Annotated in this window: 21 protein-coding genes and 2 pseudogenes; 8 read left to right on the top strand and 15 right to left on the bottom strand. The window is 65.8% G+C overall.

The window, feature by feature from the left end:
* Window positions 1–33: 33 nt before the first annotated feature.
* The 4 genes and pseudogenes from AB0B61_RS53630 to AB0B61_RS53615 form a co-directional block, all read right to left on the bottom strand.
* Window positions 34–534, bottom strand: a complete 501-nt coding sequence (locus tag AB0B61_RS53630) for a hypothetical protein (RefSeq protein ID WP_358449379.1) — start codon at window positions 532–534, stop codon at window positions 34–36.
* A gap of 354 nt (window positions 535–888) precedes the next feature.
* A pseudogene (locus AB0B61_RS53625) lies at window positions 889–1008 on the bottom strand (ATP-binding protein); the annotation flags it as partial.
* 9 nt (window positions 1009–1017) lie between these two features.
* Entirely contained in the window at window positions 1018–1890 is an 873-nt protein-coding gene (locus AB0B61_RS53620) for a hypothetical protein (RefSeq protein ID WP_358449377.1), read from the bottom strand.
* Window positions 1891–2599: 709 nt separating this feature from the next.
* A complete protein-coding gene (locus AB0B61_RS53615) occupies window positions 2600–2878 on the bottom strand; it encodes a helix-turn-helix domain-containing protein (protein ID WP_358449375.1) in 279 nt (92 codons plus the stop codon).
* A 1525-nt stretch (window positions 2879–4403) separates the two neighbouring features.
* Here AB0B61_RS53615 and AB0B61_RS53610 point away from each other — a divergent pair.
* A pseudogene (locus tag AB0B61_RS53610) lies at window positions 4404–4598 on the top strand (IS256 family transposase); the annotation flags it as partial.
* A 20-nt stretch (window positions 4599–4618) separates the two neighbouring features.
* On the opposite strand, the gene AB0B61_RS53605 reads toward AB0B61_RS53610, so the two are convergent.
* Complete coding sequence (locus AB0B61_RS53605) at window positions 4619–5263, bottom strand: Crp/Fnr family transcriptional regulator (RefSeq protein WP_358449373.1); 645 nt, start codon at window positions 5261–5263, stop codon at window positions 4619–4621.
* 268 nt (window positions 5264–5531) lie between these two features.
* Here AB0B61_RS53605 and AB0B61_RS53600 point away from each other — a divergent pair, with 268 nt between their 5' ends.
* Entirely contained in the window at window positions 5532–6977 is a 1446-nt protein-coding gene (locus AB0B61_RS53600; protein ID WP_358449371.1) for an IS4 family transposase, read from the top strand.
* A 251-nt stretch (window positions 6978–7228) separates the two neighbouring features.
* Here the strand turns inward: AB0B61_RS53600 and AB0B61_RS53595 are convergent, their stop codons facing one another.
* The 3 genes from AB0B61_RS53595 to AB0B61_RS53585 form a co-directional block, all read right to left on the bottom strand.
* Complete coding sequence (locus tag AB0B61_RS53595) at window positions 7229–8173, bottom strand: hypothetical protein (protein WP_358449369.1); 945 nt, start codon at window positions 8171–8173, stop codon at window positions 7229–7231.
* A gap of 103 nt (window positions 8174–8276) precedes the next feature.
* On the bottom strand, window positions 8277–8603 hold the full coding sequence (locus tag AB0B61_RS53590; protein ID WP_358449367.1) for a hypothetical protein: 327 nt from the start codon (window positions 8601–8603) through the stop codon (window positions 8277–8279).
* Window positions 8603–8953, bottom strand: coding sequence for a hypothetical protein (locus AB0B61_RS53585; protein WP_358449365.1), 351 nt, complete (start codon window positions 8951–8953; stop codon window positions 8603–8605). Before AB0B61_RS53585 ends, AB0B61_RS53590 begins: the two co-directional genes overlap by 1 nt.
* Window positions 8954–9446: 493 nt before the next feature.
* Here AB0B61_RS53585 and AB0B61_RS53580 point away from each other — a divergent pair, with 493 nt between their 5' ends.
* Window positions 9447–9794, top strand: coding sequence for a YbaB/EbfC family nucleoid-associated protein (locus tag AB0B61_RS53580; protein ID WP_358449363.1), 348 nt, complete (start codon window positions 9447–9449; stop codon window positions 9792–9794).
* 83 nt (window positions 9795–9877) lie between these two features.
* Here the strand turns inward: AB0B61_RS53580 and AB0B61_RS53575 are convergent, their stop codons facing one another.
* The 4 genes from AB0B61_RS53575 to AB0B61_RS53560 form a co-directional block, all read right to left on the bottom strand.
* On the bottom strand, window positions 9878–10693 hold the full coding sequence (locus tag AB0B61_RS53575) for a CPBP family intramembrane glutamic endopeptidase (protein ID WP_358449361.1): 816 nt from the start codon (window positions 10691–10693) through the stop codon (window positions 9878–9880).
* 171 nt (window positions 10694–10864) lie between these two features.
* The gene (locus tag AB0B61_RS53570; RefSeq protein WP_358449359.1) at window positions 10865–12001 is read right to left on the bottom strand and encodes a mandelate racemase/muconate lactonizing enzyme family protein; all 1137 of its coding nucleotides are present in this window, start codon (window positions 11999–12001) and stop codon (window positions 10865–10867) included.
* On the bottom strand, window positions 11998–12933 hold the full coding sequence (locus AB0B61_RS53565) for a dihydrodipicolinate synthase family protein (protein WP_358449357.1): 936 nt from the start codon (window positions 12931–12933) through the stop codon (window positions 11998–12000). The genes AB0B61_RS53570 and AB0B61_RS53565 overlap by 4 nt, the downstream gene beginning before the upstream one ends.
* Window positions 12920–13594 (bottom strand): GntR family transcriptional regulator, encoded by a 675-nt coding sequence (locus AB0B61_RS53560; RefSeq protein ID WP_358449355.1) that lies wholly within the window; start codon window positions 13592–13594, stop codon window positions 12920–12922. The genes AB0B61_RS53565 and AB0B61_RS53560 overlap by 14 nt, the downstream gene beginning before the upstream one ends.
* Window positions 13595–13770: 176 nt before the next feature.
* Between AB0B61_RS53560 and AB0B61_RS53555 the strand changes: the two genes are divergently transcribed.
* Genes AB0B61_RS53555 through AB0B61_RS53545 form a run of 3 tightly spaced genes read left to right on the top strand, consistent with a single transcriptional unit; the run spans window position 13771 to window position 16992 of the window.
* Window positions 13771–15129: a sugar ABC transporter substrate-binding protein gene (locus AB0B61_RS53555; protein ID WP_358449353.1), complete on the top strand. Its 1359-nt coding sequence runs from the start codon at window positions 13771–13773 to the stop codon at window positions 15127–15129.
* Window positions 15126–16058 carry a sugar ABC transporter permease gene (locus tag AB0B61_RS53550; protein WP_358449351.1) on the top strand — a complete coding sequence of 311 codons (933 nt, stop codon included), beginning with the start codon at window positions 15126–15128 and terminating at the stop codon, window positions 16056–16058. The genes AB0B61_RS53555 and AB0B61_RS53550 overlap by 4 nt, the downstream gene beginning before the upstream one ends.
* A 37-nt stretch (window positions 16059–16095) precedes the next feature.
* On the top strand, window positions 16096–16992 hold the full coding sequence (locus AB0B61_RS53545) for a carbohydrate ABC transporter permease (RefSeq protein WP_358449349.1): 897 nt from the start codon (window positions 16096–16098) through the stop codon (window positions 16990–16992).
* Here the strand turns inward: AB0B61_RS53545 and AB0B61_RS53540 are convergent.
* Window positions 16982–17188: a hypothetical protein gene (locus AB0B61_RS53540; protein ID WP_358449347.1), complete on the bottom strand. Its 207-nt coding sequence runs from the start codon at window positions 17186–17188 to the stop codon at window positions 16982–16984. The two genes, AB0B61_RS53545 and AB0B61_RS53540, sit on opposite strands and share 11 nt — an antisense overlap.
* A 2-nt stretch (window positions 17189–17190) precedes the next feature.
* Between AB0B61_RS53540 and AB0B61_RS53535 the strand changes: the two genes are divergently transcribed.
* Window positions 17191–17319 carry a hypothetical protein gene (locus tag AB0B61_RS53535; protein ID WP_358449345.1) on the top strand — a complete coding sequence of 43 codons (129 nt, stop codon included), beginning with the start codon at window positions 17191–17193 and terminating at the stop codon, window positions 17317–17319.
* A gap of 380 nt (window positions 17320–17699) precedes the next feature.
* Here the strand turns inward: AB0B61_RS53535 and AB0B61_RS53530 are convergent, their stop codons facing one another.
* A complete protein-coding gene (locus AB0B61_RS53530; RefSeq protein WP_358449343.1) occupies window positions 17700–17984 on the bottom strand; it encodes a hypothetical protein in 285 nt (94 codons plus the stop codon).
* A 199-nt stretch (window positions 17985–18183) separates the two neighbouring features.
* The gene (locus tag AB0B61_RS53525) at window positions 18184–18528 is read right to left on the bottom strand and encodes a GTP cyclohydrolase I (protein WP_358449341.1); all 345 of its coding nucleotides are present in this window, start codon (window positions 18526–18528) and stop codon (window positions 18184–18186) included.
* 173 nt (window positions 18529–18701) lie between these two features.
* Between AB0B61_RS53525 and AB0B61_RS53520 the strand changes: the two genes are divergently transcribed.
* Window positions 18702–20012 (top strand): helix-turn-helix transcriptional regulator, encoded by a 1311-nt coding sequence (locus AB0B61_RS53520; protein WP_358449339.1) that lies wholly within the window; start codon window positions 18702–18704, stop codon window positions 20010–20012.
* Window positions 20013–20018: the final 6 nt, after the last annotated feature.

Here is a 20018-nt window from a genome sequence, read left to right as displayed (position 1 = left end):
GGTCGCGTTTGTCGTCTCCGCACCGGGGCGCCCTTACTCGGCCACTCGACCCAGGGGTGCAGCAGTCTCACCAGCCGAGAACGCAACGGCCTTGGTCTGCAGGCGGACTCGAAGTCCTTCGAAGTGGTGATTGACGTTGTCCAGATGCGCTCCGACAACCGCGAAGATCCCCTCGAAACGCTGCTTCTGTTTCTCGCGCGTCAGCCCTCCGGCCCATTTCATGGACCGCGCTTCCAGGAGGGTGATCGGGATATCGTCCTCAAGCTCTCCATGGATCACGACGATCCCGGGATCTGTGGACTCCGACTTGGCGGCGACCGAACCGTCGCCGGTGACCTGTATGGTGACAATTCCCGGAATGCCATAGAGGGAAGGCGACACCGTGAGCGAGGGTGAAGCCTGCTTAGCGAGCTCGAGGTGTCCTGGGGAGCGGACGGACGGATCGGTGGCCCTCCAGAACGTGCCGGCGATACTGCTGCCACACGCATCTGTGCTGGACGTCACAGGTGTGATCACCTCTGAGAATTCGTTCATGATACGGAGCCCTTCCAACCTGACGCTGCGCTCGGGACCGACCCGACCGGCTAGTGAGATGGCGGAACGCCTGCGGTCGGGCAGCAGTCGACCGAGATCCGATGTCCAGGCCGGGTGCCCTGGACGCTGTCTTGCCCCTCCATCATTCCGCTGTTCACTCGCGCCCTGGCCTTGCATCTGAAGACCACTGCCAGGAAGTGTGCAGACGCAGATACACCGCACCGGCCCATGGCGTGCGCCGGATCCTGTGCCAGGCAATGGGCCGATTTGCGTGCGATCCACAGACGCTTGGCCGGTGGCGGACTGTGCCCGCAGAAGACACGCCGGCTGCCGTCGGCCGAGGCACTGCGGCTGCGCGACGGGGGCGGCGATGTGGGTCTTTCCGGCACCGGGCAGGCCAAGCAGCGCGGCGTTGGCCTCGACAAAGGCTAAGGCGGCCAGGTCGCGGACGTGGCGGGGATCCAGTTCGGGCTGGTGGAGAAATCAAATACCCAGGCCATCTACCTGGCCGCCCTCGAGATCATCGGCAACAACGATATTCCGATGGGAGAGCAATCTCCCGACCATGATCTGAAGGGTTGCCGCACGCAGCCCCACCGCCTCCCGACTTGGCCGTGGCACCTTGCCGTGAACCAAATTACTCCGCAGGGTGTAGCAGTTCTTGAAGAATTCGGCTGGGCTTTCGCCAGAGAACTGCTGATCACCGAGCCGAGAAGCCAGGGATTGACCAGCCTGTCCGATCGACTGTTTACGAAGGCTCCTCAAGGAGCCGATGAGAGAGTCTCTCTCCCGGACCGGAAGATCTGCGCGCTTGGCCTGGTCGATGAGATGATCCACAAGAGCAACTTCAGCGTCTGATCGGTCGTCCGGCTTGATGAGAGTTTCAACGGCCATCATCAGCATCAGGAAGCGAGCATCGACGGATGCCTCGGAGAATGAGGACGCGAAAAGACTATGAGCGACAAGTTGTGCATCGTCGAGAACCAGATCGCTTCTGTCCACGAGGGCCAGCGCCTGGGTGACAACGTCTTGGACAGGGCGACTCAGCACAGCCCTGACCGGCATGGCAGTCACGAACAAGGGCGTTGGTTCACTGGGAAACACCAGTATTCCGTGGACATCATCCAGCACTTGCCGAAGCTGACCAGGAACGTGCTCCTGGAGGATGCGGCGACCACTATCGGCTAGCTGCCCTTGTGGTGCTCGCGTACCAAAGTCGGCACCAATATTGAGCTTGGCGAAGGACAGCATGAGTGCGGCGCGCCACTGCCGCGCGGCGGCCTCGGCCGCCGCGATGGAGACATAATTCCTGCCGCGAACTATGAGGAAGGAACTGTCAACCGCCCATCGCTCCATCGTGACACGGTTCCCGGGATCCATTTGAATGCACGAGTCGGCCTCGACTCCCGTCACCTGGGACGTATTTCCAACACGAAAGCGAATTCGAAAGTCAAACCACCCCTCAGCGGTCGCTCCGGGCTCGTTCGATACCTGAGTCAACAATAGACTCCTCTACAGAGGTCGACCATGGGAAAAACAAGTCACAGCCCAGCCGGGGAGCTATGGACCAGTAAACCTGGTCCTGGGCTCAGTTCATCAATCTGCCTGAGAGGATGCTCGCCGACTGCAACCATGCCCTCAGTCACTGTTTGATACAGGCGGTTCTGCGATTAGTCGAGGGCGAGTGCCTGCCGGGAGCAATCGGTGTACACCAGTTACCAACAAGGCGCGCACCGGGTCACGGCGCGGATGCAGTTCCGCCTCACACCCCGACACTACACCCTTCCTGTGAACCTTCTCAAAAGGTCCACTTAGCCGTGGTCGCAACCAGCGGCCCAGTCAATCCAAAGGCAGGATTATCCGTTCTCGACCGTTACGCATCCTCCGAACTTCGCTTCAGAGTGATTAATCGCCAGAAATACATGTACGCGGCGGCGTGGGTTGGTGTGCTTACAGAAGCTGGACGCACCGCCGGGTGTGTCGCTTGGCCGTCACACTGCTCGGCCCACCCTTTATTGGGCGTTAAAGCTCTTTCCTGAGCGATGGGAGGTCGAATCGGCCACGGCTATTCGTCCTCCTCCATCTCCTGGGAAGCGTACTTGACGCCTCCCTCCAAGTCCGCTTCGTAGATCGGGATCTGTTCAATGCCGAGGGCCTTGAGCAGGAATGCCGTGGGGATGCGGTAGTGGGTGCCGACCTGGATGACATGGCACGGAAAGTTGCCCGAGTGGATTAGTCGGTATGCGGTACCAGAACAGATTCCCAGAGCTCTCGCGGCAGTGCCCAGGTCGACAACCAGAGGGAGGTGGAATGCCTCAGCGAAGGTCATCGGTGTCCCGATCATCGAGGGGCTCCCGTCGAGCGCAGGGACAGGGTACCGATGAGGCGCCTCTTGGTAGGGCGCCGAGCGCAATCAAGAATGTCCGTCAACCCGAGGCGCTGGGCCAGCACCCCAAGACGGACTCCTTCGATTTGTGAAGGGGTGGCGGCTAAGCGGATCGGGGCGGAGCGCTCGCCGATATGCCCGGGTGGAGCTGTCTTCGACTCCCATCTGCCGCCGGGGAACCGATTCAGACCTTTCGGAGGAGCGAATACGAAGAGATCTTTCACGGGAGTTTCCCGGCTGCCGGAACGAGCCTCGGACCAAGCCCTGCTCGACACAGATTTGAGAACCTTCTCGCCTGCACCTGGTAGATCTGCGTCGATGGTCGTCAAGCCCTCCAGAAGAGTGGTGGCCATCTCGGCTTCGAGATCCTCAGGGCTCACGCGCAGCCGGATGGAGATCATGGAGAGGGTCCGGCGCATCCAAGGCTCCGCCAGCCATAGGGCGAACAGCCGTCCCGTCTCGTTTGTCGGCCCTTCTCGCTGTGCTGCATGGATTGCCTCCCGCCAGATTGCGTCGCGTAGAGTCGTGTCCCTGCCAGAGACGCATACCGCGTCACGGGCTTGGCGTGCGGTCAGTCGGACGAGGCCGTTACCCGTATCGATCAACAGTCCGTCGTGTGCTCCTGATTCGATCCGCTCGTTGACGATGCGGGACAGGGCGCCCCATCGGTGATTCGCCATCAGTGCTCCTTCACCGCATAGGGCAACCGCGTCGTTCACTCGGGGATCGCCCTATACGAGGATGGGCCGAGACCACTGGTCAGCCCAAATTCTCTGGTGTTGGGGATAGTTTCCAGAGTGTGCTCACGCGCTTCAGCACTGCGAGTGCAGAAGACATGTGATCTGGCTCTCACCGGATGTACTTCTGGTAACTCGCAGTTGAAGCGCCACGGTTGCACTGGATGCAGGTTGTCCCTGGCGACCGGGTTGATCGTACACAGTCGATGCCTAGGCCGATCGGCAATGCCGATCACCCGGGGCGGTCTCACAATGAGACAGAGGTCGAGGAGACTGGACCGTAGATCCAGACGCTCTACCCGAACCTTGCACTGAACCATCCCTTCACTGTGAGGCCAGGGGTGCTTAACGAGCGTTTCGAACGTGACAGTTCCGAGGAACTCGGCGGTTGCGTCCACGGGAGTGGGTACGAGTTCCCCCTGGTCACATGCGTGGCGACCGCAAATGGAGATGGCCATCGCGGTGGCTGGCGAAGCAATGACCCGGACGTGTTGCGATCCGTGGTGAAGACCATGTCCGAGGCCGACACCCTGCGTGGAGCACCGTACGGCGAGTGCAGCAACGAACGGACCAGTGCGCGTAACGGCTATCGCCGTCGAGAGTAGGACATCCGCGCCGGCACCGTGCACCGGCGATCCCCAAGCTGCGCTCAGGCTCAGGTCTCCCCGATTGGCTCGGCACTGCGGGTAGACGAACTGGTCGGGCAACCGGCATCAAGCACGTCTCCAAAAGCCAGGTCAGCTGGCACCGATGCGGTCGGCGTCTTCCTCGACCGAACCGCGATCATCCGGCTGGTCAGCGCCGTGCTGGCCGAGCAGAGCGATGAGCGGGTCGAAGCTCGCCGCTACATGGGATTGGACGTGCCGGCCAAAGCCCGTCTACGTTTCGTCCCCGGCGATACACCCGCCCCGGCTCCGATCCCGCAACCATTGACCGATTGACCTGCGGATGCAGGATCTCATCAGCGGTCGAGCTCCTTCACGGCCCCGCCCAGTGCTGAAAGGTCAGTGATGACGATCGTGTTTCGTGAGGCCTCGACACCCCGTTCCGCCAGTTGCCTGAGTGATGCAGAGATGGTGTTGCGGCTGACCCTGAGATGGAGGGCGAGATCGGTACGAGTGAGGTGCAGCACAGCCGGCCTGTCAGGTGCGGCACCGCTCCAGTTGCGGCTGGCGAGGCGAACCAGGGCGAACGCCAGCCGGATCCAGGGGGGACTGTTCCCCTGCACGATCATCGACTCGATCAGGCGCCCATGGGTATGCGTCACCACCGGGAGGGTGAGTGAGCGCTCCGCAACGGATCCGAGGTATGCGTCAGGGCGCACAACAGCGACTTTGCACGGCAGCAGTGTCTCAACGCTCGCAAAATGGCGACAGCTCTGCAAGACAGCAGTTCTCCCGACGAGCTCGTATGGCCCGCGGAAGGCGAGGATGCTACGTTCGCCGTTCAATTCCGTACGCTCCACCTTGACCAGACCCTCGATGATGATGACCACTCGGTCGCCTGGTTCGCCTTGCCTGAGGAGGAGCTGCTCGGTGCGGCAGTAGTAGGTCGGAGATGTTTTGATGAGATCTTGCAAGAGGTCTTGTTCGGGGGTCGCTTGCACAGGCCAAGTGTAGAAGCTTCCGAGCTCGCGAGGTGGTGTGTTCGAACACTTGGAAGGCTGGTCAGGGAATGGCGCATTGATCATTTCCATAGCCGCCGAACAGCGACGATGACGCTCGTTAATGTGAAGAAAATTATCGTAATTCGGTGATCACGAAGAATACTGATCTTTATTCTTGAAGTCGAGTGGGTTCGTGTTGGTGGAGGTCAAGGTCAGACCGGTCCCGGCCAATGCCGTTATAGGGGTTTGCGCTGGTAGCGTCCGCCGGATGGCGGAGTGGATCAAGGTCGGCGGGGCGGGTCGGCTGACGGATCTGGTGGGGCTGGGGGCGTTGACGTCGCTGGTGTCCCGGCAGGTCTTGGATGAGGTGATCGACCTGCATGGTTGTCGTGAGGAGCGGGTGCGGAAGCTCCCGGCGCATGTGGTGGTCTACCTGCTGATGGTGTTGTGCCTGTTCGCGGACGACGACTACGAGGAGGCCGCGGAGAAGCTGACCGGCATGCTGGCGGCAGCACCGGGATCGCGCTTGGAGCCGCCGACCCGCGGTGCGGTCACCCAGGCCCGCAAGCGGCTCGGGGCGGAGGTCATCCGGGAGGTGTTCGAGCGGGTCGCTCGTCCGGCAGCAACAGAGGCGACGGCCGGCGCGTGGCTGGGCCGGTGGCGGCTGATGGCGATCGACGGGTTCACCCTCGACGTCCCGGACACGGCGGCGAACCTGGCCGAGTTCCCCACCGACAGCGCGGGCGGGTACGAGACCCTGTACCCTCAGGCCAGAGTGGTGGCAATCAGCGGATGCGCAAGCCACGCGATCGTCGCGGCGGACGTGTCGGGCTGCTGGGACAGCGAGCAGACCCTCGCGTACTCCCTCTACGGGCGGCTCACACCCGAGATGCTGCTGACCGCCGACCGCGGCTTCTACAGCTACCACGCATGGCAGTACGCGGCCTCGACCGGCGCGCAGCTATTGTGGCGGGTCCAGGCCGGCCTGTACCCCTACTGGCTGAAAGATCTGGACGACGGATCCTGGCTCGCCGTCATCACCAAACCCACCAAGCTGCGCCAATCACAGAAGGACCGGCTGCGTGAGGACGCACGCCGGGGGCGCGAACTCGACCCGGACCAGGCGGTAATAGTTCGGGTGGTCGACTACACGGTGCCCGACCGGCGCGGCGAGCACATCCGGCTCATCACCACCATCCTCGACCCCGCCGAGGCGACCGCCGAGCAGCTCGCCGCCTGCTACCACGAAAGATGGGAGGCGGAAACGGGATTCGCTCAGCTGAAGACCCACTTGCGCGGCCCAGGTCGTATCCTGCGGTCCCGCACCCCCAACCTAGTCCTCCAAGAGATCTGGGCCTACCTCCTCACCCACTGGGCCCTGGCCACCCTGATCTGCACCGCCGCCACCACAGCCGGAGTCGACCCCGACCGGATCAAGTTCCTCGCCACGCTCCGCATCGTGCGCCGCTCGGTCACCGACCGGGCGGCCTTTCCTCCTGAACCCCCACACGACCTCTGGGCCACGACCGTCCACCACGTCGGACGGCCCCGTAATCGCAACCCCGAACGGCGGCACCGCACCTACCCTCGCGCCGTCAAACGCACCCGACGCAGCAGTTACCGCGAACGACGCCCCGGCGACAAGAGCATCCGCCACCCCGGACCACCCACCGTCCAGCTCATGCCCATCACCCGAGGCACCCCATCCAGATGATCTATCTAAACGGCATTGGGGTAGTCCTGCTGCCAGGCGCGCGCCCGGTCGTCGGCTCAAACCACAGGTCTGAGCCGGCCGCCGGTACTTGACGCTGGCCCGCACCTGCGGTCGGGCTCGGCGCGGCGTTCGGCGATGGCGTCGTTGAACTCCTCGATCTGTCCGAACATCAACCTTTTACCTCAGTGCGGCACCATGCCGACTGCAGTAACCACGTGCCATGCACCCTGTCCCGCACACGACGGAGCGGGTTACCCAAAGGCGGAAGGCGGCGTTCTGCCGTTGTAGTAGGCCAGGAACTCCTCTGGGTCCATTCTTCCCCACTGTTCGTCCGTGGTCTCCGCGACACGTTTGCTGACATGTTCCTGAAGAGCCTGCTCCTGCCGCCGGACGGCGGAGACGTCGTGGCTCGTTCTTTCCAGGTTGGCCACATTTGCAGGCAGTGGCCCCTCCTCTGGTACGCGCGCACTTCGCCAGGCGTCGTCGACACGGCGTTGGGCGTCGTCCAAATGCTGTCGGGCCGTGTTGAGGGGGCGGCCTGCCCTGTTCAACTGACCGGCGTAGTAGGCCGCGTCCTCAGGTGACGACGCTCCCGTAGCAGCCATTCGATCCTCGATGCCCTGGACTTTCCTCCCGGCGCGCCCCACCGCCGCGTCCGCTCTGCCCAGCGGAATCCGGCTACGTACGACCTGCGCTTCCAGGCTGCTCGACGGTCGGGCCTCCTGCCTGATCAGTGCGCCGAATATCCGGCCGACGAGTTGCCTCATCTTGACAAGATTGATCATCACCTTGTTCGCCAGCGCCTTGAGCCTGGCCAGCAGTCGAGCTCCGATGGCGGGATTCGTGGCCACGATATAGACGGCGGTACACGCGGCGACCGCCAGAAAGCCAAGGGCGGCATTGCCCCATTCGACGGCGTTCCCCGCGGTGGCCATGTTGTTCGTGGTGACGGCGAGCCGCTGCTGGAGATCGTTGATGTCGCCCATCAAGCCCTCTACGAAGGCGTTCGAGGTATCTGCGGCGACTCCCTGATTGACGGCCGCACCCTGCTGGGCCTGTGCCGTACCACCGGAAAACCCCTCATGCGAGCTCACCGGACCCAGCAACTCCTCAAGCCGCTCCCGAAGCGGACCCGTATCGGTAAGCGGCGGAAGCCCCAGAATCGCAAGCCCCTGGGCAATCGTCGAATCACTCATCTTCGCCCCTCTGGCGACCGCTTTACGTCATTCCTTGCCATTGGACAGAATCCCGGCGTTCATCAGCCTTGCTCGACCAGCCGGCTTCGAACAAGACCAGTGATCAGCCTCCGAGAGCTTGTCTCACTCGGTTGATGTACTCCAGACCGACTTCCTCGGCGGTGTCGTTGTTCGCTGCCATGGTGAGTTGGCCGGAGCCGGCGTGTTCCAGGTCGTCGGCGATCCGTGCGAGTTTTGCTCTCAGATTGGTCGCCAACTTCGCATAGGGAGCGCTGATCTCCTCATGGGACAGGCCACAACCATTCGCTAGGATGCCGTCCAGTTGCTGGCGCAGTTCGCGGTACTCCCGGGCGAGCATTCCCATATTGCGGCCCGCCGCCCGGCGCCCCTTGACATCAATGATCGCCCCATCATGGGAAAACTCGTTCATCAGCCCTCCAGTTTCCGCACCGTCTCGTACAAAGCTGTGGTGATCTGAGGGAACTCGTGATCGTGCCGGGATTCGAACTCGTCGAGCCGCGCATCCAGGGCTTCAGCCAGGGCGACCGCTTTGGCTTCTTCCTCGGCCTTCTTCTCGGCCAGTTGTCCGCGGCGGTCTTCCTGCGCCTGCCGTATGGCGGTCACGACGTGCCTCGCCAGGACCTCCGGGGCGAGCCTCATGGCCCGCGCCCCAACGAACAGTCCCTCCAGCAGCCCGTCGTCCGCGACGAAGGCCTTGACCAGGCCATCCGCCGCCTCTCCGACTCCGCGAAATCCGTCATCGTCTCCGAGGGAAGCCACGCGACTCTCCAATAAGCGAACGCCCGTCACCGACGCGGATCAGGCAGGTAGACCATCAAGGCTCAGAGTCTGGTGCCCGGAATGGCCAGGGCGGCGACCACTCGATGTGCGCAGGGGAAACATCAAGTCCTCGGTCGGTGAACGATCAGTGCCGGCACCAGCATCCTGCCTGTTCGTCAGGGCTATCCGACGCTGTCAGCGGCCATATCGGTGGGGCCGTACAGCGCGGCGAGCAGTCAACGATGATCAACTTGCCGTTATCGCCGGATATCGTAGCGGATGACGTGGAGACCTGTCAGGTACCAGAACTCGCGCATAGGGCTTGACCAGGTCTTCTGCGCTCGGCCCCTGCGGGCATGGGGCAGCCTCGGACGCAGCTGGACGGTACGGCCACCGAGCCGGTCGCCCTTCGCTGGCCAACGACGCACGATGGGCGGTTTAATGTCGCTGGACTCCGATGCGCCAGATGTGGCCCTTGAGACTGGAGTGATGAATGGCTGCGGCATCTGAGGATGAGGACCCCATCGGCGAAGGTCAAGCCGCCGGCGGCTTGGTGAGCGCCGTCGTGGGCCAGGACGGCCTGTTGGACAGGCTCCGGCTGGACGCACGGGCCATGCGTTCCGGATCCAAGGACCTGGCCGACCACATCATCGCCGCCGTACGGGCGGCGCAGCAGGATCAGCTGAGGCGGGCCGGCGAGTCTGCGGCATCTCCCGAGGAGGGTGTCGACCCGGAGCAGTTCTTTCGCCGACTGGACGACATGGAGGCCCAGGCGGCCCGGGATTTCGCCCGTCTGACATCGAGCCTCGATGAGACGCTCCGCCGCCTGGAAGAGAAATGAGACTACACGGGGACGGGCCGGCGCGGCTTCGGGGCGGCATCCGGCCCTCGACCAGCGGGCGGCACCCCTCGTCTCTGGCTGTCCTACATCGAGTAGGCGCCGGAGGCGAGGGCGATGACGCCGACCACAGTCATCAGCAGCGCCGAGCCGGGGTGCATGGCGATCGAGATGCGGATGTCCTGCTTCTTCCAGGCGAGCCAGACGCCCGGATAGAGGAAGACGAGCTTCGACAGGACCGTCCAGGGGGCCCAGAAGTGGTACACCGAGAAGAAGAAGGTGTTGAAGAACGGGGCCCACTTGCCGAGCTGCGGGAGGCGGGGCAGCAGGAAGCCGCGGAAGTAGTACTCCTCGATCAGGGGCAGGGTGAAGCCGGTGAACGGGGCGCAGATGAGCAGCGTGGTGAGCACGACCTCTTGCGGGTAGCCCTGGAGGTAGGTGGTGCCGTCGGGGCCGGCGCCCTGGTAGTTCACCCAGGTGAAGAACCAGTCGTAGACGATGTTGTCCAGCGGGGTCAGTGAGAGCGAGACCACGGTCATCCACACGAGGCACGCGGCCCCGAGCCAGAAGACCTTGCCGCGAGAGAGCGGCTTGTCGCGGTAATGGACGACGCCCTTCATCGTGAAGCCGCCGGTCTTCTTCTTGCCCAGCCACAGCAGGATCAGCTGGAGCGGGAAGAGCACAACCGCGAGGGCGATGGCCCAGGCCAGGAAGATCGGGAAGTCCATCGCCCGGACCAGGGGGGCGGCGATGAACGCGTACACGGCGACGATGACCGCGCCGGGCACCAGGTGCAGTGCAATGGAGAACGGGACGGAGTGACGGTCGGCGAGGAGCTTGGCGACGAAGCCTTTCGGCTGGGCGCCTGGGGTGTCGGCCGGGGGTCGCATTGCTGTATCCATGCCGAGAATCGTGGCCCCGCGACCAAACATGGAGCTGACATGGCTCTGATACGGCTTCGGTCGCCGTGAAAGGCGCAGGTCACGGCGCTGCGGGAACGGCAGTGGCCCCGCCTCGCCGGGAAAAGATGGCGAACGCGGGGCCGGATGCTTAATCCGACCAGGGCCGCGCGGTCAGCAGAACGCGAGGGATCCGTCCGGCCGGACGGGAACCCGGCGTTCCCAGTGCACGTAGTCGTCCTCCGCCAGGGCGTCCTCGTCGATGGTGATCCCCCAGCCGGGCCGGTCGGGCCGCAGCTCCAGATGCCCGTCGACCGGCACGTACGGGTCCGGGCACCACCTCGTCGTCTCCGGCTTGTACTCCAGGATCGAGAAGTTGCTGCAGGCCGCGGCGAAGTGCACGTTGTGCGCGGTGGCCAGTGGCCCCATCGGGTTGTGGGGCGCCACCATGGTGTTGAAGGTCTCGGCGAGGGTCGCGATGCGCCGCATCTGGGACATGCCGCCCACCACGCAGATGTCCGGCTGGACGATGTCGGCGCCCCCGTGGGTGAGCAGGTTGAGGAACTCGTGGGGGGAGTACAGGCTCTCCCCGGTGGCCAGGGGCACCCGCAACTGCTGGCGCAGGTAACCCCAGGAGGCGAAGTGCTCCGGGCGGAGCGGCTCCTCCAGGAAGAGCGGGTCCATCGGCTCCAGGGCGTTGCCGAGCTGAACCGCCTGGTAGGGCTCGAAGATCTTGGCGTGCGCGTCGAAGGCGAAGTCGAACTCCGCCGGGCAGCACCGCCTGACCTCCTGAGCCCATTCCGCCGTCTCGGCGACGACGAGGCCCCAGCGTCCGGCGTGCAGGTCCGTACGGAACGGGCTCAGCTTGAAGGCGGTGAATCCGTGGCGCCGGTGCAGCTCGGTGGTCTGGCGGAGGCACTCGTCGGGGTCGGGCGCGGAGTAGAGCCCGCAGTAGACGCGCACCCGATCCCGTACGGCCCCACCGAGCACCTGGTAGACGGGCACGCCGAGCGCCTTGGCGGTGATGTCCCACAGCGCGTGGTCGATGGCGGCGATCGCCGCCAGCCCGAGCGCTCCCTGCGGGAACCTGGCGCTGCGGAGGAGGAGCTGGGACACGTATTCCACGCGTCGCGGGTCCGCACCCCTGATCTGCCCGCCGAGGTAGTCGAGCAGGGGGCCGAGCGCCAGGTCGGGACCGTGGTTGTAGGCCTCGCCCCAGCCGCTGACGCCCTCGTCGGTGTCGACGCGCACCAGCACCCGGGGACGATCGCCGACGCGCTGCACGAACGAGCGCAGGCCGCTGATCCTCATGACGCCGCCACGGGCAGGGGCCCGAGGTCGTCGGCCTTCGCCCACTCGGTGAGGATCCGCGCGACCTCCTGCCGTTCGGGTTCGCCGAGGACGGTGCTCGGCGCCCGGACCGCGCGGTCGCACAGGCCGAGCTGGTGCATCGCCTCCTTGACGACGCTGACGTTGTTGGCTCCGCCGTCGACCGCGCGCAGGTGCTCGAACCGCGCGATGTCCTGGAGCATCCGCTCCGCCGCCGGATAGCGCTCCTCGCGCAGGGCGTCCCTGAGCCGGAGCGAGAAGGCGGGGTTGACGTTCACCAGCCCGGAGGTGAAGCCCTCGGCCCCGTGGACGGCGTAGGACAGCGCGTACGGTTCGGCCAGCCCGGCGATCCAGACGAACCGGTCGGGGCCCGCCTCCGCGCGTACCTGCGCGAAACGGTTCACGTCCGCGACGGCGTACTTCAAAGCGATCACGTTGGGACACAGGTCGCCCAGCCGCGCCAGCAGCCGGCCGTCGACCCAGGAGTTGCGCAGATAGAGGACCAGGGCCAGGTCCGGCACCGCTTCGGCGATCTCCCTGTGGTAGTCGAGCCAGCCCTGGGCCGACACGTGCGGGTGCACCGGCTGGTGCACCATGACCATCCGGATGCCGTGCGCCGCCGCGTGGCGGGCCTCCTCGACGGCGGTGGCGACGTCGTGGCCGATCCCGGCCAGGAGGTGCGCCTCTCCCCGCACGGCCTCCGCGGCGGCCGTGATCAGCTGAAGCCGCTCCCCGGCGTTCAGGGCGTAGAACTCGCCGGTGTTGCCGTTCGGGGTGAGCACGTTGACGCCCGCGTCGACCTGGCGGCGCAGCAGCGAACGGTACAGCGCGAGGTCGGGGACGCCGCCGGCGTAGGGCGTGACCGGGATGGCGACGACGTCGCGCAGGGCCTGGGAGAGCTCACCGAACCTCACGGCCGGCCTCCTTGATCTGCTGGAGCGCCCGCTCCTGGAATACGCTGATGTGCTGCAACACGAGTCGGGCCGCCTCGTCGGCCTGCCCGTTCAGTGCCGCCTCGAGGATCTGCCGGTGCTCCTGCGCCTCGTCCTCCCAGGAGGGACGCTGGGACCAGACGTTGACGGAGATGAGGGCAGTCTGGTCGCGCAGCTGGTCGAGCACGCCGACCAGCACCTCGTTGTCGCAGTCGGCGTAGAGGGCGCGGTGGAAGTCGCGATTGGCGAGGCTGCGGGTCACCTCGTCCGTCGCCTCGTCCGACTTGCGCAGGGCCTCGCCGGCGAGCCGGCCGCCGTCGCGCAGTCCCGCCTCGACGCTTCGCCGCACCGCGGCCGGCTCGATCAGGCACCGGGCGTCGAACACGCTTCGGGTGAGGCGCTCGTCGACCTTGCGGACCGTCACCCCGGTGTATTCGCTGATGGTGACCAGGCCGGCTCCGCTGAGCGTCTTCAGCGCCTCGCGCACCGGAGTCTTGGAGACACCGAAACGGCTGGCGAGCTCCACCTCCACGAGGGACCGCCCGGCCGGCAGCTCGCCGCTCAGAATGCCGCGACGCAGCGCTTCCAGGACGAGAGCCGTCCTGGAAGACGCTTTGATCGCGCCCAACGCTGTCTCACTCACCCGCACTCCTTCACTTGTCGTCGACCACCGTAACCGGCGCTCCGTCTCGCCGCCCGGGGATCGGAGGGCACATGGCCCATTGTATAGAACCGACCATACCCTAAATCTCATATCTCATGTACCGTATGGCAACCGCACAGCGGAGCGCAGTTCTTGGTGAACGAGAGGAAAGACCCATGACCCGTCAGCAGCATCCGGCCGAGGTCCTCGGCCGGCACGCCCTGTCCCGGCGCGGCTTCATCCGGACGGCGGCACAGGCCGGCGTCGCCATGGGACTGGCGTCCGCGGTGAGCGCCTGCGGCGACTCAGGCGGCGGCAGCGGCGGCGCCGTCACGCTGCAGTTGTGGGACACCGACACCCGCCCGGAGCGCACGGCCAACCTCAAGAAGCTGATCTCGATGTTCGAGGCCAAGAACCCCGGCATCCGCATCAACTACCTGGGCCTGCCCACCGACCAGTACATGCAGAAGATCAACACCGCGATCGCGACGCGCTCCACGCCCGACCTGCTCACCCCGAAGGCGTCCGACCTCGCGGCCCTGGTGGCCCAGAACGCGCTCGCTCCCCTGGACGAACGCCTGAAGAAGGCCGGCCTCGAACAGCAGATCTCCGAGCAGATGCTCAAGTCCTCCCGGGCCGCCGCCCCCGACGGCAAGCTCTACCTGACGCCCACCACCAGCCTCGCCGACGTGATCTACTATCGCGCCGACTGGTTCAAGGAGGCCGGGCTGAAGGCGCCGGCCACCTGGGCGGACTTCGACGCGGCCGCGAGCCGCCTCACCGACGCCTCCTCCGGCCGCTTCGGCTACACGCTGCGCGGCGGCAACGGCTTCTTCGGCCAGCTCGTGCAGATGGTCTATCCACGCGCTGGCGTGAGCACGTTCTTCCGCGAGGACGGGTCCTCCACGCTGGACGACCCCGCGGTGATCGCCGCCTGCGAGAAGTACGTGGCACTGTTCGGCAAGCAGACCGCGCGCAGTGATCTGACCGCCGACTTCAAGACCATGGTGGCCCAGTTCGGCAACGGCGGCGCGGCCATGTTGAGCCACAGCATCGGCTCCTACCCCAACCACGTCGCCGCCCTGGGAGCCGAGAAGGTCGGCGCCGTCGCGCCCTTCCCCGGGCCGGACAACCAGGTGCTGACCGGCTGGATGACGACCGGGTTCGCGATGTTCCAGAAGAGCGAGCACCAGGAGGAGGCCTGGAAGTTCCTCGCGTACACGATGGAGCCCGAGGGCAACAGCTTCTGGGCGCAGAAGTCCGGATACCTCCCGGGTAACAAGACGGTCGCGAAAGAGAAGTGGGTGACCGAGAACGCCGCCATGAAGGCCGCGCTGGACGCCGCCGCCAAGCCCGGCGTCGTGACCCTGGAACAGCCCTACTACCTGCCGGAATTCAGCTCCATCACCGTCACCGACCTGCTTCCGGAGTGGCAGAAGGTGCTGCAGGGCAGCCTGACGCCCCATGACTTCCTCACCGCCGCGGCCGCGGCCCTGACCACGGCCAAGCGCAAGTACGACAAGGAGCACGGATGAGCTCCACGACCGCCGAACCGGTGCGCCGCCCGCCCGCGGCGCGCCGCCCCACCGGGTCCCGGGCCGGGCACGCGTACCTGCTGATCGCGCCGGCCGTCGTGCTGGTGCTGGTCTTCCTGTTCTATCCCGTGCTCAGCGTCTTCTGGGAGAGCCTGCGCCACCACAACCTCACCCGGCCCCTCGACGACGGGTTCGCCGGCCTGGACAACTACCGGGCACTGCTGGCCGACGAGGTGTTCTGGCGGAGCCTGCGCTTCACCGCCCAGTGGGTGTTCGTGGAGGTGGGGCTGCAGTTCGTGTTCGGCCTGGCACTGGCGCTGGTGCTGAACCGCACCTTCGTGGGCCGCGGGCTGGCCCGCGCCCTGGCCTTCAGCCCATGGGCGGTGTCGGGCATCCTCACGACGACGATCTGGATCCTGCTCTACAACCCCACCACCGGGATCGGGCACTACCTGGCGTCCATGGGCATCGGCGAGTACGGGACCTCCCTGCTGTCGGAGCCCGGCACGACCTTCTGGGCCTTGGTCATCGCCGAGCTGTGGAAGGGCATCCCGTTCTTCGCCATCCTCATCCTCGCCGACCTGCAGTCGGTGCCGCTGGAGCTGTACGAGGCCGCGAACGTCGACGGCGCCGGGCCGCTGCGCCGGTTCTCGTCGGTGACCTGGCCGCACATCCGCAAGGCCGTGGTCATCGCCACGCTGCTGCGGGCGGTGTGGGAGTTCAACAACGTCGACCTGCTGTACACGATGACCGCCGGCGGCCCGGCGGGCTCGACGACCACACTGCCGCTCTACGTGGCCCAGACCGCCATCCACGACCAGGACTTCGGCTACGGCTCCGCGCTCACCGTCACGGCGTTCCTGCTGCTGACCTTCGCGTCCATGGTCTACCTGCGCATCAGCAACGGCGATTCCAAGGAGGGCAAGTGAGCCTCCGCATCAGCTCCGGCGATCCCAAGGAGGGCAAGTGAGCCTCGCCACCCGCGACGACGTCGGGCAGGCCCCGGCGCCGGCTGCACCACCGACCCGGCGGCACGCGGCCCGCAAGCGACGGCGCTCGATGGGCGACCGCCTGATGCTGTGGTTGCCGCTGACGTTGTTCCTGCTTTTCACGCTCGTCCCGTTGTACTGGATGGTGCTGTTCGCCTTCCGGCCGACTGGTTCCACGGCCCTCGTGCCGTGGCCCATCACCCTGGAGAACTTCAGCAGGGTCTGGGAGGGCTCGGGCTTCGGCGTCTACTTCCGCAACAGCATCGCCGTCGCGGTCGCCAGCCTCGTCGTGTCGACGGTGATCGGCATGCTCGGCGGGTACGCGCTCGCCCGCCTTACCTTCCCGGGTAAGAACGTCTTCCTGGTCATCATGCTGTGCACGCAGTTCATCCCGGGCGCCATGATGCTCATCCCGCTCTTCCAGATCTTCAACGGGCTCTATCTGACGAACAGCCTGTGGAGCCTGATCATCGCCGACACCGTCTTCCACCTGCCGCTCTCCCTCGTCCTCATGGCGGGCTTCATCAGAAACGTGCCGGTCACCCTGGAGGAGGCGGCTCAGGTGGACGGGTGCGGCCGTATCCGGGCGTTCTGCGCGGTCGTCCTGCCGCTGCTGAAGCCCGGGATCGTCGCCGTCGGGTCCTTCGCGTTCATCAGCGCGTGGAACAACTTCCTGTTCGCCATCATGTTCATCAGCTCGCAGGACCGGTTCACCGTGCCCGTCGGCCTGAGCTACCTGCTGGGCGAGTTCGGCAGCGACTTCGGCGCTCTCGCCGCCGGGGGCCTGATCGCCGTCGCGCCCGTCGTCGTGCTCTTCGCGTACGTCCAGCGCTTTCTCGTCCAGGGGTTGAGCGCCGGCGCGGTCAAGGGCTGACGCCGGCGATCTGGTCGTTGGCGGTCCAGCCGAAGGAGCCCCAGCCGGCGGTGGCGGCCGGCCGCGGGCGCTCGCGGAGCTCGGCGAGCAGGCCCGGCAACTCGGCGGCGACGGTGGCCCACTCGGCGTCGGTGAGCTTCGGCAACCGCGACGCCGGCCCCTCGGCGTCGTGGTGAAGCACGAGCTTCCTGATCACGGATGGCCTCACCGACGCCGGGCCGGCGGCGGCCGAGCGCAGCGCAGGCCGTGGTGCTCGTCCTGGCCGCCCACCGCGCCCACGCGGTGACTGCCGTAGAGACGCAACTGGCACCCGGCACGGTCGGCTGACCTTCTTTCGGCGCGGCCGGTTCGGCGTGGCGGATTTCTCATCCGTAGGTTCCGGGTTCGAGCCCCGGGCGCCCTACCATCAATGACCTGGGTGGACTCGCCAATCGTTGTGATCAGGAAGGCCGCCCGGTTGCATTTCCAGTGCAGTTACCCCCAGACCGCATGGCCCATGTGAGCTGCTGCATGCGGGCGTCCTTGTCCACCTCGGCCACGCGCGGACAAGCAGCAGAAGGCCCGGCAGGCAGTCGCGGAGGGACGGGGGCGACCCTTCCAGGGGTGTGGACTCGACCACCTGCCGGACGATGAGGCGCGACGAGGCGGGGAAGGACCTGCCTCGTCCCCCTCCGAACGGGGACTCACCGCCCCGCCGCGCCCGCCGGTTACTTGGCGATGTACTCCGCCAAGACGCTCGCCGCACCTTTCACGTCATCGACCGGATGCCGCTTCTCAGCGCTCTGCCAGGAGAAGTACGCGCCGCCGTACCCGATGAACACCCATACCGGCAGCCCCGGCTCAGGCTTGCGCACCAGAAGCGCGCTGTTGTTGTCCCGCAGGTCGGCATTGACGCCGAGCCTCGTGAGCGCGTCGCGCAACCGCACGAGCAGCTCACCCTCCTCCTGGCTCTGGGGAAAGCCAGACACCGCCGCCAGCATGATCGGATTCATCTCCCGCTTCTTTCGGCCCGGCCGCTTCCGAGGTAGTCGAGGCACTCCCGCTCCCCACCTGTGCTCTGATCTCTGTCGTTGCCGCCGATGGGGAGCGCTCGGCGCGAGTTGCGCAGCTTGATCCCCCCGACCCCGGCAAGCAGGGCGGGCGACGTCTTGCTTGTCTCGCCTGGCCGGATCACCGTCGCCATCCCCCCGTTCATCCGGCGTTCCCTGTAGCGGGAAGCACCCCCACGTGCGCTACCCCCGAGAACGGAAGCAGATGGTGCGCACACCGCGAGGTGAACGGCACATCACGGGTCAGCACCAGCTCGTGCTGCCAATCGGGGAACGTAGTGAACTCCCACGCCGGGCAACCGAGCAGTTCCGCCAGCCCTGCCACCATCCGGGCCAGTGTCCGATCGGCGGCCTCGCCGTCACCGCTCACGCCGATGGCCGCGAGGAGGGCAGCGGCGGCTCGTTCAGCCGCTTCCACATCGATGCCTGGCGATCCCGGGAACAGATCTGCGGGCAGGCGATTGCTTTCGGGGCGTGCGATGAGCACTTGATCTCCTCCGATCGAAGTCCCGGCGAGCACTCTTAGCCAACCGCGCGGCAACGGCGCAGGCCACGGCATCAGTGACGCATCCATGCGGCACCTATGCGGCATCGCAGCCGCTGAGCGGGCACGTCCCGTACGCTGCCCTTGACGGGACCGCACGTGGGCGGAGGTGCGCTGTGGCGGGCAAACGCAGACGCCTCGCCGATCGAAGGAAGGCGCTCGGCTACAGTCAGGAATTCTTCGCCGATCAGCTTGGGATCGACCGGACCACCGCGGGACGGTGGGAGCTGGGGAAGACCGAGCCCTGCCCGTACATCCGGCCCAAGATCTGCGATCTTCTGAAGGTCACCCCGGACGAGTTGGATCATCTCCTGGTTCTTTGTGAAGAACCCGAGAAGCCTTCTCTCGCCTCTACCTCGACACCGGTCGTCATCGGCCAGGTCGTGACTGAACCCCAGCCGACGGGCGAAGCTGACGACATGTACCGTCGTGAACTCCTCCGCCTGCTGAGCATCGCGGGCACGCTCATGGTGCTTCCCCCGCCGGCCAACGCCCACATCCAGGATTGGGCTGACCAAGCCGACGAAGCCGACGACCTCGAACAGCACGCGTTGCTCAGCAGCCACCTCTGGCAGGTCTTCGCCTTGTCCAAGTCGAAGCGCCTGGTCTACCCGCTGGTCCATGACCAGCTGAAGCTTCTCGTCAAGCAGCTGGACCAGTCCCATTCAGCACGAGCCCGCCGGCAACTGTGCGTCTTGGCCTGTGACCTTTTCCAGCTTGCGGGAGAGATCTGCTTCGACAGCAACCGCTACACCGACGCCACCTACTGCTACACCATGGCCGTGACCGCCGGCCGCGAAGCTCGCTGCTACGACCGCTGGGCCTGCGCCCTCACTCGCCAGGCGTTCGTCAACATGTACGACCATGAATACCCCGAGGCCACCGCGGTGCTCTCAGCGGCTGCCCGTATCGCCAAGCAAGGCGACAGCCAACTGTCCACGCGGCACTGGGTCGCCGCCGTACAGGCCGAGGCATTTGCCAGAGACGGCGACCGAGCAGCCTGTGAACGCGCCCTTGACACCGCCGACCAGGTTCTCGACCTCGCAGGTCCCGTCAGCCCTGGAGGTTGGCTCCGCTTCGACGGCTCCCGCCTGGCTGAGGAACGCGGTACCTGCTATCTCACTCTCGGCCAGTCAGACCTCGCCGAGGCATCACTCCTCGCGGCACTCAACCAGGCCACCTCGCTTCGGCGCCGTGGCAGCCTCCTCATCGACCTGGCAGCCCTCGGCATTCAACTCCGCAACATGGATCAATTCCTGCATCACGCGGGGCACGCCGTGGATGTGGCCGAGCAGACGCAATCCGCCGGATACGTCGGCCGCAAGCTCCACGGCATCCAAAAGCAGCTCCAACCCCTTCTCGCCGACAAGCGGGTGGTCCAGTTGAACGATCGCATCACCCGCCTGTCGGCCCCCGCCCAACACTGAGAGGAC

This window comes from Nonomuraea sp. NPDC049158, from assembly GCF_040648335.1.
In the GTDB taxonomy this organism is placed as follows: Bacteria; Actinomycetota; Actinomycetes; order Streptosporangiales; family Streptosporangiaceae; genus Nonomuraea.
The sequence above is the reverse complement of the archived record's forward strand: the minus strand, read 5'-3'. Positions and strand labels throughout refer to the sequence as shown.

Excerpts from the sequence above, each read along its gene's own strand:
- AB0B61_RS53630 (WP_358449379.1), bottom strand. The coding sequence starts at position 534 with ATGAACGAATTCTCAGAGGTGATCACACCTGTGACGTCCAGCACAGAT.
- AB0B61_RS53620 (WP_358449377.1), bottom strand. The coding sequence starts at position 1,890 with ATGGAGCGATGGGCGGTTGACAGTTCCTTCCTCATAGTTCGCGGCAGG.
- AB0B61_RS53615 (WP_358449375.1), bottom strand. The coding sequence starts at position 2,878 with ATGATCGGGACACCGATGACCTTCGCTGAGGCATTCCACCTCCCTCTG.
- AB0B61_RS53600 (WP_358449371.1), top strand. The coding sequence starts at position 5,532 with ATGGCGGAGTGGATCAAGGTCGGCGGGGCGGGTCGGCTGACGGATCTG.
- AB0B61_RS53595 (WP_358449369.1), bottom strand. The coding sequence starts at position 8,173 with ATGAGTGATTCGACGATTGCCCAGGGGCTTGCGATTCTGGGGCTTCCG.
- AB0B61_RS53590 (WP_358449367.1), bottom strand. The coding sequence starts at position 8,603 with ATGAACGAGTTTTCCCATGATGGGGCGATCATTGATGTCAAGGGGCGC.
- AB0B61_RS53580 (WP_358449363.1), top strand. The coding sequence starts at position 9,447 with ATGGCTGCGGCATCTGAGGATGAGGACCCCATCGGCGAAGGTCAAGCC.
- AB0B61_RS53575 (WP_358449361.1), bottom strand. The coding sequence starts at position 10,693 with ATGGATACAGCAATGCGACCCCCGGCCGACACCCCAGGCGCCCAGCCG.
- AB0B61_RS53570 (WP_358449359.1), bottom strand. The coding sequence starts at position 12,001 with ATGAGGATCAGCGGCCTGCGCTCGTTCGTGCAGCGCGTCGGCGATCGT.
- AB0B61_RS53555 (WP_358449353.1), top strand. The coding sequence starts at position 13,771 with ATGACCCGTCAGCAGCATCCGGCCGAGGTCCTCGGCCGGCACGCCCTG.
- AB0B61_RS53550 (WP_358449351.1), top strand. The coding sequence starts at position 15,126 with ATGAGCTCCACGACCGCCGAACCGGTGCGCCGCCCGCCCGCGGCGCGC.
- AB0B61_RS53535 (WP_358449345.1), top strand. The coding sequence starts at position 17,191 with ATGGCCTCACCGACGCCGGGCCGGCGGCGGCCGAGCGCAGCGCAGGCC.
- AB0B61_RS53530 (WP_358449343.1), bottom strand. The coding sequence starts at position 17,984 with ATGAATCCGATCATGCTGGCGGCGGTGTCTGGCTTTCCCCAGAGCCAG.